General features: G+C 45.0%; 12 protein-coding genes. 4 read left to right on the top strand and 8 right to left on the bottom strand.

Going from position 1 to position 14,971, the window contains the following annotated elements; all coding sequences use genetic code 11:
* Nucleotides 1-7: 7 nt before the first annotated feature.
* The 3 genes from MHH60_RS31255 to MHH60_RS31245 all read left to right on the top strand — a co-directional run bounded on the left by MHH60_RS31255 (nucleotide 8) and on the right by MHH60_RS31245 (nucleotide 2,874).
* The gene (locus tag MHH60_RS31255; protein ID WP_076137738.1) at nucleotides 8-898 is read left to right on the top strand and encodes an AraC family transcriptional regulator; all 891 of its coding nucleotides are present in this window, start codon (nucleotides 8-10) and stop codon (nucleotides 896-898) included.
* Nucleotides 899-971: 73 nt separating this feature from the next.
* Nucleotides 972-1,859 carry a helix-turn-helix transcriptional regulator gene (locus tag MHH60_RS31250; protein WP_076129612.1) on the top strand — a complete coding sequence of 296 codons (888 nt, stop codon included), beginning with the start codon at nucleotides 972-974 and terminating at the stop codon, nucleotides 1,857-1,859.
* 199 nt (nucleotides 1,860-2,058) lie between these two features.
* On the top strand, nucleotides 2,059-2,874 hold the full coding sequence (locus tag MHH60_RS31245) for a hypothetical protein (protein WP_076137740.1): 816 nt from the start codon (nucleotides 2,059-2,061) through the stop codon (nucleotides 2,872-2,874).
* Nucleotides 2,875-2,971: 97 nt separating this feature from the next.
* Here MHH60_RS31245 and MHH60_RS31240 read toward each other — a convergent pair whose 3' ends face one another.
* The 6 genes from MHH60_RS31240 to MHH60_RS31215 all read right to left on the bottom strand — a co-directional run bounded on the left by MHH60_RS31240 (nucleotide 2,972) and on the right by MHH60_RS31215 (nucleotide 10,938).
* Nucleotides 2,972-5,041, bottom strand: a complete 2,070-nt coding sequence (locus MHH60_RS31240) for a class I SAM-dependent methyltransferase (protein WP_076137742.1) — start codon at nucleotides 5,039-5,041, stop codon at nucleotides 2,972-2,974.
* Between the two features lie 127 nt (nucleotides 5,042-5,168).
* On the bottom strand, nucleotides 5,169-6,044 hold the full coding sequence (locus MHH60_RS31235) for a radical SAM/SPASM domain-containing protein (protein WP_076105414.1): 876 nt from the start codon (nucleotides 6,042-6,044) through the stop codon (nucleotides 5,169-5,171).
* A 22-nt stretch (nucleotides 6,045-6,066) separates the two neighbouring features.
* Nucleotides 6,067-7,053 carry a Gfo/Idh/MocA family protein gene (locus tag MHH60_RS31230; RefSeq protein ID WP_038568824.1) on the bottom strand — a complete coding sequence of 329 codons (987 nt, stop codon included), beginning with the start codon at nucleotides 7,051-7,053 and terminating at the stop codon, nucleotides 6,067-6,069.
* Nucleotides 7,054-7,304: 251 nt separating this feature from the next.
* Entirely contained in the window at nucleotides 7,305-8,078 is a 774-nt protein-coding gene (locus MHH60_RS31225) for an SDR family NAD(P)-dependent oxidoreductase (RefSeq protein WP_036680744.1), read from the bottom strand.
* Nucleotides 8,079-8,155: 77 nt separating this feature from the next.
* Complete coding sequence (locus MHH60_RS31220) at nucleotides 8,156-8,968, bottom strand: acetoacetate decarboxylase family protein (protein WP_081389119.1); 813 nt, start codon at nucleotides 8,966-8,968, stop codon at nucleotides 8,156-8,158.
* A gap of 29 nt (nucleotides 8,969-8,997) precedes the next feature.
* Complete coding sequence (locus tag MHH60_RS31215) at nucleotides 8,998-10,938, bottom strand: NAD(P)/FAD-dependent oxidoreductase (protein WP_076137744.1); 1,941 nt, start codon at nucleotides 10,936-10,938, stop codon at nucleotides 8,998-9,000.
* 121 nt (nucleotides 10,939-11,059) lie between these two features.
* On the opposite strand from MHH60_RS31215, the gene MHH60_RS31210 reads away from it, so the two are divergent.
* On the top strand, nucleotides 11,060-12,334 hold the full coding sequence (locus MHH60_RS31210; RefSeq protein ID WP_076137746.1) for a PucR family transcriptional regulator: 1,275 nt from the start codon (nucleotides 11,060-11,062) through the stop codon (nucleotides 12,332-12,334).
* Nucleotides 12,335-12,421: 87 nt separating this feature from the next.
* Here MHH60_RS31210 and thrC read toward each other — a convergent pair whose 3' ends face one another.
* Nucleotides 12,422-13,813 (bottom strand): threonine synthase, encoded by a 1,392-nt coding sequence (gene thrC, locus MHH60_RS31205; RefSeq protein WP_076137748.1) that lies wholly within the window; start codon nucleotides 13,811-13,813, stop codon nucleotides 12,422-12,424.
* Nucleotides 13,814-14,061: 248 nt separating this feature from the next.
* The gene (locus MHH60_RS31200) at nucleotides 14,062-14,565 is read right to left on the bottom strand and encodes a CYTH domain-containing protein (RefSeq protein ID WP_076105418.1); all 504 of its coding nucleotides are present in this window, start codon (nucleotides 14,563-14,565) and stop codon (nucleotides 14,062-14,064) included.
* Nucleotides 14,566-14,971: the final 406 nt, after the last annotated feature.

The raw sequence follows: 14,971 nt of genomic DNA, 5'->3' as shown, positions 1-14,971 counted from the left end.
CCTTTATATGGACCGTACAACTCAGAGTTTGCTAAAAGAAAACAGAGTTCATGGAGATAGTATGTTTCCACTCGCAGCTTATTGGATAGAACTTCCATCCGGAACGCATGTACTCGATACACATTGGCATGAAGAAGCGGAGTTCTTTATGCTGCTAGAAGGAGAAATTCTGTTCCAAGTAGACACAGAATATTTTCCACTCCGCGCGGGCGAAGCGGTATTTATCGAATCTGGCGATATACACGCCGCCTATGTGCTGAACGAAGACACCCCCTGCAAATTCTGTGCGCTTGTATTTCTGCCTGATCTTTTGGCTAGCGCCCAGTACGATACGATCCAGCAAAACGCGATTTTGCCACTGCAAGAGAAACGCCAGAGCTTTCCGAGACATCTTACACCCGGTGTCCCTTGGCAGCAGGAGCTGCTTCATCATCTGGAGCAAATGATGGAGGCATACGCTAATAAAATGCCCGGATTTGAGACCTTTATGAAAGGAACTTTGCTAATCATGCTTTCCAAGATTACCGCAGAGGGCCGATTTGAGAACCGCAGCCAATCAGATGATGCAGATACCACCAAGATTAACCGCCTTAAAAAGGTGATCCTTTATATCCAAGATAACTATCAGGAACCGATACGTACCCGTGATCTATCAGAGCTTATTCCCATGAGCGAGGGGCAATTCTGCCGCTTCTTCAAAATGATGACTCGTAAAACGCCGGTCGATTATATCAACTCTTACCGGATTCGCCAGGCTGCCGATCTGCTGCAACAAAGTGAAAGAAAAATATCCGACATCGCATTCGAGGTCGGATTTGATAATGTAAGCTATTTCATAAAGGTTTTCCGCAAAGCGATGAAATGCTCGCCTTCGGAGTTTAGGAAAGGTGCAGGCTAGTTTCATCTACATCATAAAAAAACGATGGATTCCGCCCTGATTTTTAGGAAATACAACCTTTTGGAGGCTCGCTATGAACTCACCAATTCTTAGCTTTATCACACCGCCTATTCCTTATTTCATAGACTGTGGCCGTGCTCACTACAATGCTGGAGACTATCATATCAGTCGTAATTGCATCGGCGTATTTGATCTAATCATTGTTAAAAAGGGGATGTTGCCCATCGCCGAGAACGAGGTGCACTGGGAGCTAAAGGAAGGAGAATTCCTCATCCTTCGTCCAGATGCCCATCACTATGGCTTTGCCCCCTGTCCTATCGAAACAGAAATCATCTGGATTCATTTTCAGACCTTCGGCAGCTGGATCGAGTGTCAGGATATGAACGAATGTCTGGAGAATCAGAGCGAGCTCATCGAAAGCCATAAACAAAAAGCTTATTTAAATCACTGCGATGTATGCTCGATCTTTATTCCGAAGTATACGGAAATATCAGAGAAGGCAATGGAGGTATTAGAGTTCTTTTTCCATCTGGAACAAGAACCCCAGTCGATGCGCAACTGGAAGCGCCAAGCCTCCTTTCAACAGTTCCTGCAATTCTTGGACCGCGATCTGGCCGAGGCATCCGATGCAACCGCCATTCATCTCGCCGAGAAGATTGAATTGTTCATTCGGCAAAATTATACTCGCGATGTCTCTAACTCCTTACTTCAAAAAGAACTTAACTATCATCCCAACTATCTCGCCAAAAACATGCTAAAAATATACGGTGTGACCCCTATGGCCTATCTCCTGTCCTATCGTCTAGAACAATCCAAACGGCTGTTAATTCAAACTTCCTGGTCCATTGCCCGCATCGCTGAAGAGGTTGGCTTTCATCATATTACTTACTACTCTTCCTGCTTCTCCAAGAAAGAAGGCATTTCTCCCTCTAACTTCCGACAAAAATTCACCGGCAAATAGACATAACAAAGCCTGGCATCGAAAATATCTTCCTCTTCCAGGCTTTGTTCAGATATGCTTATCAAATATAATTTGGACAAAGAAGTTGTTAAGCGTCCATCAAACAGCGCTGCGGCTAACAGCTCTCTTTATTAAATATTACTGCTGATTTGCCGATATATTATAGATAGATCTTATCGTCGTAGGAGGATAATGAACCATGCATATAACGAATATGACCTCATCTATGGGAACGAGGTTTAATGTATCTGTTAGTCACCAAACTAATGATAAAACTATGAAATCAAACAGCAATATTAGTGGTAATGGTAATGGAGACAAATTATCAATAAGTAAATCTGCAAAGGCCGCTTTTCAAAGTCAATCCAAAATGGACGGAATGGTTAACTCCCTGCTTAAACAAAAACAAAATATCATCGACAGTAAGAACAGTCTGATTGAAAGAACTACCAAAAGTTCACATAATCTCGAATCTATTCAAGATCAACTTAAGGAGTTCGACAAGCAGCTTCAAACGATTGACCAACAAATTGCAAAATACAGCTTCGAAGAGCAACAAAAGAACTTAGAAGATGCTCAAAAAGCTAATTCAAAGGATGAACCTAAAACCGAGCAAGAGATACAAAATGAAAGATTGAATACAATTGTTTCTGTAAGCCAAGATGTTAGCCAAATGGAGGTAGTTTCTTCTACCCACACTAAGATGCGTGGCGAGGCTAAAATTCTGACCAAGGAAATAGAACTGGATGAGGCTCGTTCTACTCATTCTGCAACAGCCAAACGGGAGCAGTTATCCAAAATCGAAACTAAACTATCGGAAATGAACGAAACGTTAGGCGATGCCATGAAAGACACGGGAGATAAAATTAAAGATCAGATCGATAAAGCAGGTTCAACAGAAATTAAACCTTCTGAAGAGAATACCAATGAGCGGACAGAACAATTAGCTACCTATCAAGAAATTCAACGTTTAGCCGAAGAATCTGATAAGTCGCAGCTAGAAATACTAATCTAACAAGGGCAAGATTCTCTATATAAAAAAGCAATCGGATCTCCCCGCATCAGAGGGCCTGCCGATTGCTTTTTTAGATGCAGCTGATGTTATTTTTCGGCTATTCCTTCCGAATCACAATAAAGCAGGTGCTGTCCGGCAGCGCCACTTCCTGTCCGCTCTCATCCATGAACCTTACTCTATCACGCAGAGCTTCGGTATAACCTTCTTGCAGGTAATGCCGGAAGACCTCAATCTTTGCTTGCTCTCCTAAAATCTGTTCAATAAATGAGGCAAACTCCGTAGGGGTGAAATAACCAAACTGTTCTTGGACTTCGTGGATATAAGCCTCTTCGCCCCAGGTATAAGTATATAAAAATTCCATGGCATCATTAACGGGCATGAGTACTTCTTGTTCCCCTAATCTCTGAAACTGAATCTGACGTCCAGCAAAATCCTTCGCATAACGCTCCAGCCACATCAGACCGTCCTCTTCCAAAAAGCGAACTCTCCGCAGCAATGATGCAGGTTCGGTCATGATCCCATCGCGGATAATGATAACCCCGCCAGCTGACAATACCGCAAAGGCACTTCGCAGAGCTGCGGAGACGGTGTCGTGATTGAATTTATTACCATTTAGCGGCACATAAGAATATAGCTCATGCAAAATCGAAGAGAAAATTACCGTGTCCACCGTTCCGGCCTCCACGAAATCTTTAAGGTTCAACGCATCTCCCTGCAGCACCTCCCAGTGGCGACCTTCCCGCTGCTTGCGTTGCCGCAAGGCTTCCACTACATTGCTTGATATATCAATGCCGATAGGGGTAACCTCGGGCATACGCTCTTCCAGTAAATCCAGCAGCACACCGCCGCCCGGACCGATATCCAGCACTTTTTGTCCAGTGACATGATCCAGAATTACGGCTTTATAATCTGCTGTATTATTCATTTGGCTTAGGTAGGTTTCTTCATTATGAAAACGGTCGAAAGCATCCCTGCGCAACTCGAATAGGTCGAATAACAGCAATACAGCACGTTCATACAAGGGTGATTTTTCAGCTTCCATACAGAATTCGATCAGCTTCTCAGCCGCTGCCGAGAATTGGAATTGAAAAAACACCGTGCCTGGCAGATGTTCCTTAGAATATTGCTGCAAGAGTAGGTGAGGGTTCTCAGCAGGCAAAGTCCCTTGCTCGATATCCTTCCATGTAAGCTCCGCTAAATATTTTTCGATAATCCGCTTCTTATAAACATTGGTCTTCTTAACACCCTTGTAATCGTAGTAAATGCTGTTCATGACGTGTTCGAAGCTGATATGGCATAAGAATTCATTCTGCGCCCTCTGGGCAGCAAGCACCATCACCTTCAGAAATTGCTCCAGCGAAAAGGTCTGTAGTGCAGATTCTACATACCAGAAGGTAATCTTACTTAATGACTCCAACCGTTCGGCATGGAAACCTTCCTGCGTCAGCTTAGCCCATTCCGTAGTGAAATCCTCTCCTCTAGAGATCGGACCCAGCCGCATTCTGCGCAGTCGTTCTTTCATCGGCATTGGACTAGCAAGATTGCCTGAAGAAATCAGCTCAATAAGCTGCTTCACTTCATGCTGCACATTCTGCCATAACTCGGGAGACACAGCTCCGATGATGCATTGATTGAGCACAGTCAGCAGGCGTTCCAGTTCCTCCGCGGTTAGCAGCTGATCTTCCACTATATCATGGAGTGGCTTATTGACTTCCGGCGGCACTTCTCCGCGAATTTGCTGTCCTATGAGTCCATGAGTCTCAATTAGCCGCTGAATCATCGCACCTTTCTCGGAAACAGCCCTCCCTAAATATCTCTCATATAACTGTGCGGAACCTAAATTATGTACAAAACAATTGATCCCTTCCTCCTGCCAAACCAGCCGCTCCTTTGCTGTACCTCCCTTAGCCGTTTCTGACCAAATTAACGTTTCCTCCACCAGCTCTTTTATCCAAATAGAACGGGGGAGCTGGTCCAGAATCTGCAAGCTACGTTCCACATAATCCAGTACGGGATTCCTGCGATCCAGCTCCTCCAGAGATTCCACACGTTCCAAATTTACAATCTGCTCCTCCGCTTGGACAATAAGCTTCAGCCAGAGGTGATCCTCCAAATGATCTTGCACACCTTCACGGTATAAGGCGATGGCTTTCAGTGATTTCAGCATATGCTCCTCCTTCGCTCCAAAGTGGAGACTATAAAGACCTATTATTATATATACAATCGCGTTAATTAAAAAACAGAACCAGGACTCATGAAATAGCCATGTCCCGGTTCTGTTTGCATTCCAATCATTAGGTTCCGAACCGCTGCCGATACCCACATTTGCGGCACAGCTCCTCCACCGCTTCTCTACGTGAAAAGCCATAGAATAAGTTGTTCGCCCGCTCCCCTTCCACAATCTCTGAGAACGGAGTTTCATGGATGTTGCCTAGGTTAATTACTCCTTCACCATCCAGACAGCATGGCACAACAGTGCCATCCACAAGGATCGCCGCTTGGCTCCGCAGGGCATGACAGAACCCTTTTCCGTCATCTTCCGGCTCATTTAGCGCTGGCCAACGGAACTCATGGTCCTGATTAAGGTAGACGCGTGGGGCAATCTTGACACCACTGCCAGGCATAACCTTTTCTTCGATCTTGAAATCCAAGTTGAAGGCTTCCTCCAGCAGGGCGAGGGTTTCACGGTTACGGTTTCTCTCCAGATTCGTCAGATTATCCTCCGTCAAATTCCACAAGCGGAAAGAAATAATGACCCCTTGCGCTGAGGCTTCCCGTACAAAAGAAATTATCTCTGAAAGATAGCCTTCACGGTTCTCTGACCCTTCATGCCCATCAAAGCTGTGCAGAGAAAAGTTCATCTGACGCAGTGCGGGCTTACCAAGAATTTTAGGTCCGGCTTTATGAATTAACGTGCCATTAGTTGTAATATTAACCTTGAACCCTTTGGCATGAGCAGCATCCAGCAGTTCACCTATCTTGGGATGCAGCAACGGCTCCCCTTTGACGTGAAGATAAATATGATTGCTGTGTGGTTTAATTTCATCCAATATCGTATTAAACGTATCAAGCTTCATGAAATTTTTCGTCCGGGCGGTTTGTGGACAAAAGCTGCAGGCGAGGTTGCAGACGCTTGTTATCTCAATATAAACCTTTTTAAAAGTCTTCAAGTCCTGCTCCCCATTCTATTTATTATAAATCTGAGGCATAGCGGAGACCGATCTGTGCTCTGGCTTCCTCCATAATCTCTGCTGCGGCCATGGAGTTCTCATGAGTATTAATTCTGCTCTCCCGTTCACCATTCTTAATCAAGTTGATGAATTCCTCAACCTCATAATACATAGGTTCAAACACCTGAGGCAACGTAAGCTCCTCAACTGTACCATCACGATAGTAAATTTTCACCTGATAAGGCTCATTGATCTTGTCGATCACCATCGTACCGTTCTCTCCATGAATCTCAGCTGGCAGATAGGAGTCGGAAATCTTGGAGTGCATAACTACCGCATCCATATCGTCATATTTCATAATGAGACTTCCTTCACCATCCACACCTGAGGAGAGCATGACACCCACTGCCTGTACTGATTGAGGCTTGCCAAAGAGCACTACCATTGGATACAAACAGTACACACCAAGATCCATTAATGAGCCATTGGAAAAAGCGGGATTAAACGCATTTAGCACAGTCCCCTGCCGATAAGCATCATATCTGGAGGAGTACTTACAGTAACTTGCAAAATAACGGCGAACTTGGCCGAGTTTATACAAATTATCCCGAATCACTCCAAAGTTCGGCATAAAGGTCGATTTCATCGCCTCTACCAGCAGCACATCATTTGTACGCGCAGCTTCAATCATAGCTTTAAGCTCCGTACTGTTGGATGCAGCCGGTTTCTCGCAGAGCACATGCTTGCCGTGATTTAAGCACATAATCGCTTGTTCTGCATGCATAGAATTTGGACTGGCAATATATATAGCATCTACATCTTTGCTTTTCACCATATCTTCCAGATTCGTATAAATTGTAGCTCCCGCATATTTAGCAGCAAAGGCCTGACCTTTCTCCATTGTGCGAGAGTACACGGCTGTCAGGATAAACTCCTCATTCTCCAAGCCGGCTTGCACGAAGCGGTCTGTAATAAAGTTTGTTCCAATGACCCCGAAACGAATTGTCATGATGTTATCCCGTCCTTTTTAGTTATTACTAACTCTACATGCTATTTTCTCACTCATAGGTAGTCATGTCTACTTTTTAAGGCAAATTAACGACAATTTCTGATAAATTCAGCAATTCTCTTGTTACTGGCGGAGCACCTCTCATCGTACAACGCAAAAAAAGGCGTATCCCAGCCACCCTTTCATGGCTTTTGAGATACCCTTTTTTTGGAATTACAATGATTCCCTGAGCTTACGGACCCAGATGAGCTCTATATAATCGTCCAGCCGCCATCTACAAACAAAGTCTGACCTGTAGTGTAGCTGGAAGCATCTGAAGCAAAGTAGAGCACAGCGCCGTTTAATTCCCCCGGATTACCAGGGCGCCCCATCGGACACACTGCGTTGTACATTTTTAGCGCTTTTTCTGCAAATAACGTATTCTCAGTCATTTCAGTTTTGAACAAGCTTGGTCCAATCGCATTAACAGTAATCCCATGCTTAGCATAAGTTGCCGCCACCCCTCTTGTCAGATGGATCACTCCACCTTTAGCAGCATTGTAAGAATGTGTAGGAACCGAAGCAGAAGCTGTAAGGCCTAGCATTGAGGCTGTATTGACGATTTTACCGTAATTCCGTTCCTTCATATGCCGGATCACATGTTTCGACATCAGGAAAACGCCCTTTAAATCAGTATCCAGTACCCGATCCCAAGCTTCTTCTTCCAATGCCTCAATCGGAACCGCATCCACCACACCAGCATTGTTCAGCAGAATATCAATTTTGCCAAAGGCTTCCATAACCTTTTGAACAGCCACAATAATCTGGTCCTCTTTTCTTACATCACACTCAATAGGAATTATTCTGCGTTCAGGGTATTTAGCACGGATATCCTCGGCTACTGCTACAAGCTTGTCATATCTTCTAGCCAAAATAGCAATGTCTGCTCCTTGCTCAGCAAGCATCTCTGCGAATTGTACCCCGATCCCACTGGATGCTCCTGCGATAATAGCTGTCTTACCCGTCAAATCAAAAAGGTTAGTCATTCTAATTCCTCCTAATGTTTGGTTAGCCGTTCCTTCTTCGGTTTCATTTCGTTCAAACTCACTTCAAACGTGTAGGCTTATACTGAGGAAACAGGTTGCAAATTGTTCTCCCACCAGTCCCAGCGGAGATAGCAGTATGGAAGATACTCCATTGGATTCAGAGGCTCCAGAATTTTACCTTTTTCAAGCACATTTGTACTGACGGTGTAAACCGCGCCCAGCATATTCACAACTTCAAGCTCACTCCAAGGATCATGCGGAGAGTCTTGGAAGGTGATAGAGGCTTCAGCCGCTTTATAGACTTTAACCTCACTTACTAAACGCTGTGTGACCAAGGTTGGCATCAGATCGAAGCCGTTTCCGTCAATTGCATTGGCATATTTGATGTTATACAAAGGGATATCTTTGCCGTAATATTCCTCCAGAATCTTCTCGGCTCCATTGTCATTGAAGTGTCCATCCATAGTGGCTTTTACGTTGAAAAAGTCAATGCCATGCCGGCCGATTGCCCCATCAATGCCATCTTCTGAGGTGTGCATACGCACATCGGCCATTTTCTTAGGCAGCCCACATACTTCCCGGCCCATAGCCATCCCGATATCGCTTGTAATAGGCATCGACAGACAGTAGTTGCCTAATTGTCCGTTATAGTCTGCTAGAACGAACAATCCAGCTTCACGATAAGGTGGACAAAAGTTCGTAGCTGGGTAATTGGCGATAAAAGCATTTACCAGCGGCCGGCTTGTTGGCTTCAGTGGCTTCGGCAACAAACGCTCGATAATCTCTGGTTTGGTCTCCCAATACACCGTCAGCATCTCAGCATCATAAAAGGTGGTTGGCTTGCCTCCGTATTTCTGCATATCTGCGAAACTTTTCACAAAACTCACCATGAATGAACCCTCCTTAGATTAGTAACCCTTTAGTTCAGCACAAATGCCGTCTCGAATCCAGATTGAATGGCCTGTCCGATTCGTCCTGGCTTGCCTGCATCGCCGATTACCTTCACATTGGGCAGTACCTGCTTCAGCTCATCAACGAATGAGCGATCGGGTGTAACACCAATGGATAATACAACAGCATCCGTCTTTTTCAGCGAAGTTTCCCCAGTGGACGTATTCTCAAGCACAACCGCGCCGTCCTGTACTTCTACCAGCTTGGTTGATGCTAAGAGCTCCACTCCGTTCTTTTTCAACCTAGTCACAATGTCGATCAGATTTGGCAGATAGGCGTCTGGGCCAACCCGCGGCTGCATTTCCACCACCGTGACCTGATTTCCCATATCGGCTAAATATTCAGCCGTTTCCAGCCCTGTCATGCCGGAGCCGATGACCACAGCCTGCTTGTTCTTAATCACAACTGACCCACTAAGTACATCAACAACGGTGCAGACCGTTGCCTTCTTCACTCCCGGAATAGCAGGCACTATAGGCTGTGCCCCAGCAGCAACAAATACCGCATAAGGGTTCAGTTGCTTCAGTTGTTCCAGCGTAGGTTTCGTAGAGAGACGCACATCAACATCCAGGATCTCTAACTGATGCTGCATATTATCAATAAACCAGTTCAGCTTCTCCTTCAATGGTGGCCGGCTTCCCAGCTCTACGCTGCCGCCTAGCACATCTCTGGCTTCGAACAATACAGGCTTAAAATCTCTGAGTGCCAGAATCCGTGCTGCTTCCATACCTGCTGGACCTCCGCCGATCACAGCTACTACTTTGCCATTGCCATCTTTTGCTGGTTCTGCAAATTCAAGCTCCCGGCCCACTCTGGCATTGACAGCACACTTGATTACCTTGCACTCCATCACTTCCTGAATACAGTAGAGGCAAGAGATACAGGTTCTGATCTCTGCTTCTTTACCTGCTGCGGCTTTGTTCCCCCACTCCGGATCGGCCAGTTGGGCTCTTCCAAGGGCTACAAAATCCGTGTTTCCTTCCTGTAGCAGACTCTCAGCAAATTCAGGCTTACGGATCACATCACAAGCAATCACTGGAATTTGCACCGCTTGCTTAATGGCTGCGGAGAGATGTTTTTTCCAGCCTTGCGGGTAGGATATCGGCTCAATGATCGTATTGGATGATTCATAAGTGCCGGAGCTTACATTTATGCAATCCACTCCGATGCTTTCCAGATGTTTCGCAGTCTGGATAGCCTCATCCAGTGTAATCCCGCCTGAGACAAATTCATCGCCGTCGATTCGCACCGATACTGGGAATCCTGCGCCACAGGTCTTTTTGATGCCAAGCACAATTTCGTTCAGGAATGACATTCTACCTTCCAGTGAACCGCCATATTTATCAGTTCTCAGATTGGTAAGCGGGCTCAGAAACTGTCCTACGAGATAGCCGTGGGCACCATGGATCTCCACGCCATCAATACCTGCTGTTTTAGCTATATAAGCTCCGAACACAAATTTACGAACTAACTCTTCTACCTCTTCAGTAGACAGCTCCCGGGGCATTTCCCCAATCGCTGAAGACATCACTGCGCTAGGAGCAACAATTTGTTTGCCTCCAATAAGCCGTCCGTGATTTTGCCGGCCCGGATGCTGGAGCTGAAGGAATATTTTGCTGTCATGACGATGCACAGCTCTTGCCAGTTTCTCCAGACGCGGCACAAACAGCAAGTCACTTGCATTCAGCTGGTTCGGTGTACCTACTCCGGTCTCATTATCCACACGCGTAATTTCCGTAATGATTAGACCACAGCCACCCGCGGCACGCTCCTCATAAAAAGCAATCATTTCATCCGACGCTTCACCACTGGCCGCGGCCAGTGACGTTCCCATAGCCGGCAATACAATTCTATTCTTAAGTTCAAGGCGTCCAATTTTACCTGCTGCAAACAGTTTTTCATATTTCATCTGCTTAGCACCTCCACCTTTAGTTTAAGGCGTCCAATACTTTGTGAATATATTTACAAGCACCAAAAATCACTTCTTTATAGTGCATATTGCACTATTATTGAAACAGGGGGCGATATGAATGGATGTTTCCTTAAATGAGCAAGTATCAGGTAAAATCGAAATGGAGCATTATACCGCATCTTTGTTTACTGCATACATTTCAGGTGCAGGCCTTTCAGCTATCGTACAGACAGCTGCCGAGCTACTGCAGAATCCCGTCATTGTATTTGATTGCAGCTTCAAAATTGTAGCTCACTCTGACCTTTCCGATATCGACGATTACATATGGAGTGATAATATCCGCAAAGGTTATTGCTCTTACGACTTCATTGCGGCCGTGAGCAAAATGAACAGTGTCCAGCGTGGGAAACAAAGCGATGAATCTTATGAGGTAACCTGCGAGGAAACGTCAAACTCCAAACTGATCTCCAAAATAAAAGTAGCCGGCAAACAAATCGGCAATGTATTGCTTCTTGGATGCAAAAATCCTTTTCGCGCCAGAGATAACGAGCTACTGTCCATCACCGCTACCATACTTGCCGAAGAGATGGGCAAAAACAGCTACTATCGCAACGCCAAAAATATAAAAGTTGAAGATTTTATCTGCGCTCTGCTAGAGGAACAGCTTCAGGACAACCGGATTATTCAAGATAGAATGCGGAGTGCAGGACTAAAGTTCGGGAATCAGCTGCTTGTGCTGCTGTTCGATCTTACCTGGTATGAGGGTTCAGGCCGTTATGATGATTATTTAAGAGAACGTTTGCAACAGCTTTTTCCGGGCAGTCCCTCCACTTATTATGACGGGCAGATTGTAATGATCCATGATGGAAATCTCTCCAAAGAGCTTGTAAATAAGCAGCTGCAGGAATTTCTAGCCCAAACCGGCATCTCGCTTGGCATCAGCAATATGTTCACTAATCTTATGCAATGTAGGAGACACTATCTTCACTCCCGAAACGCTATTCGGATCGGTTCCATTCTCAGCCCGCAGCAGCAGCTGACTTACTATTCAGATATCCAGCTCTATGAGATGCTCTCTGCTGATGTTGTGTTTAACGAGGATAATAACTACTACCATCCAGAGCTGCTCAAGCTTCAAGAATACGATACTGTGCACCAGTCCAATCTATATCATACCTTTTACGTTTATCTCAAAAATAACCGGAACATGCAGATTACCTCAGACGAGCTGTACATTCACCGGAATACACTCAGATATAAGCTCGATCTTATTAGCAGACTGCTGGACACCGACTTTACCGATTCTGAAAAAATGCTGGCGTACTATGTCTCTTACAAGGTCGCTGCTTTTTGTGAAAAAGCTAGGGAGCAGACCCGTACGCCGCAACGTTAATGTTAGAAGCTACTATAAACGCACAAACAGCCCCCGTTCTTATCCCAAGAACGGGGGCTGTGCTGTGAAGTAGAACTGTATATGATATTACAATCCGTAAAAAGCTTGCAGCTGACGCACGATTTCATCCTTGTCATGATCCACTACGGTTTGATGTTGTGGCATCTCGAACAATGCTTTAATCTGTGCCGGGAATTCCTGCTTAATATCGATCAAAGTAATTGCCTCATCGAACTTAGCTGGATGTGCAGTCGCAAAGGTAATGCCAATCTCATCCGGGCCATTAAACGCTTCGTAAGCCGCGATTCCACATGCTGTATGCGGATCAAGCAGGTAGCCGTATTCTTTTTGATACTTAGCGATCGTATTCAAGCATTGATCATTCTTCACACCCAGCGCTGCAAAATCCTTCTGCACCTGCTGAAGCGCCTCGCCTTCAACCGTAATCTTGCCTTCGATTTGCAGCTTGGACATATACGCGGATAACTTCTCAGAATCCTCGCCTACCAGATAATACAGATACCGTTCGAAATTACTGGCCACTTGGATATCCATCGAAGGGCTGTAAGTGCTTGTGAAATTACCTGGTTTGTATTCGCCAGTATTCACAAAACGCTCCAAAATATTATTTTCATTTGTAGCAATGATTAGCTTGTTAATAGGAAGTCCCATTTGCTTAGCCAAATAGCCCGAGAAAATATTACCGAAGTTGCCGGAAGGCACGCTGATATTAATCTTCTTCTCGTTGCTGCCATCGACATGCAGGAATGCATAGAAATAATAAACAGTCTGCGCCAGAATCCGCACAAAGTTAATGGAATTGATTGCACGCAGATGATACCGACCTTTAAAGTCCAGATCTGCGAACAGATCCTTAATCACCTTCTGGCAATCATCAAAGTTACCATGAACAGACAAATTCAGTACATTGCTGTCGTCCACCGTAGTCATCTGCAGCTCCTGTACTTTACTTACCCTGCCATGTGGATGGAGAATACAGATCTTGATGCCTTCTTTGCCGCGTACACCTTGAATGGCCGCCGCTCCAGTGTCCCCAGAGGTTGCACCGAGGATGTGGATAATTTTGTTTTGTTTTTTGGAAATATATGAATACAGCTCACCCATAAACTGCAGCGCTACATCCTTAAAAGCAAAAGTAGGCCCATGGAACAATTCAAGTACATATAAAGAATCATCCACTTGGTGTATAGGTGTTACTTCAGGTGTGCGGAAATTGGCATAACTGGTGTTGACCATTTCCTGCAAATCCTCGTAAGGAATCTCATCATTGGTGTAATAGGCAACAATCTTCAGGAACAACTCCTGATAGCTAAGACTTCTCCACTCTTCCAACGTTGCTGCTGAAACCACTGGAATCTCGGATGGAACCATCAGCCCACCGTCGTCCGCAAGTCCCATCAACACCGTATCAATAAAACCTTTAGGTTCCACATTACCTCTTGTGCTTATAAACTTCATGCTCATCCTCCTGAACCCCTCGTTAATATATGACAAGAATATATGATAAGAAGAAACAACGTTGTCGTTCTATATAGAAGACAACTGTTTCTCGCAGAAATATAAGGCTATTATAGTTGCACCACTTATAAGTTCTTATAATTAACTATAAGTTTCACCCTAAACGTTATCCTTAAGCTAGTTAGGGATGATAAAGCTATTTCTGCTTGTTTTCCCTATATACTACCACGTTTACGCGCTAAAGTCCGTTAATTCTTTGTCTTATTTTGCAGCTCTCTCCAGACTGTTTTGTTGCTGTATTGCCGTTCTGTACTAACATCCTTGCCGAACCATTCCGGCTCTTTAAAGCTTTCCGCTTCCTCCAGAGATTCAAATTCAACCTCCAATACGGACAATTTCAGCTGGGAATATACGTCGATCTCAACCGTTGTGCCATTCCACACCGCTGTAATTCGCTCTTTGACCAAAGCTACCGCATTTACAGCTTCAATCATCTGATTATATAAACCCTCTGAGATAAAATATTCGATCTCTTCGCGTTTGATCCCTTTGCCATCCTTAAACGTATGCGTGTAGGTTACCTCACCTGAGTCCAGATCCGTAATTTTACGCACACGAAGCTCTTGCCCTCCATCTATCGCCAGATATGTCTGATCGATACTATGACGGGTAACAATCTTCAATTCTCCCTTTTGAATCAGCTGCTCCGGAAATTCCGGCAGCAGAAACTTGCGTTCGATCTCCAAAGCCATGATGTTTCGCTCCTCTTTGTGTCATATATTTTTATATTAATAATCATCATAGGGGTGTGACAAACCCAAGTCAATGTGGATTATAGGGAAATAGGACATGCTCTAGCTTAAAAAGGCTACCGTGGCGCTTATTGTGGGATTTATGGAGGTTGTGGAAAGATGAGGCTCACCATAGATTACTGGAAACTACGGATAATTAGCGAGTCAGCCGGCGATCATTGGGAAGCGCCATTTGATTAGTTGGTCACGCGATACTGGTCGTACTCACTCATTCGAATAGTTGGTCACGCTCCACTGGTCGTGCTCACCCATTCGATTAGTTGGTCACGCGATACTGGTCGTGCTCACCTATATACCTACGGACCGTATAGCCACTATTTGCGAAAAAAGCACATATTTGAGATGC

The organism is Paenibacillus sp. FSL H7-0716, assembly GCF_038002705.1.
Lineage (GTDB): Bacteria > Bacillota > Bacilli > Paenibacillales > Paenibacillaceae > Paenibacillus_AQ > Paenibacillus_AQ odorifer.
The sequence above is the reverse complement of the archived record's forward strand: the minus strand, read 5'-3'. Positions and strand labels throughout refer to the sequence as shown.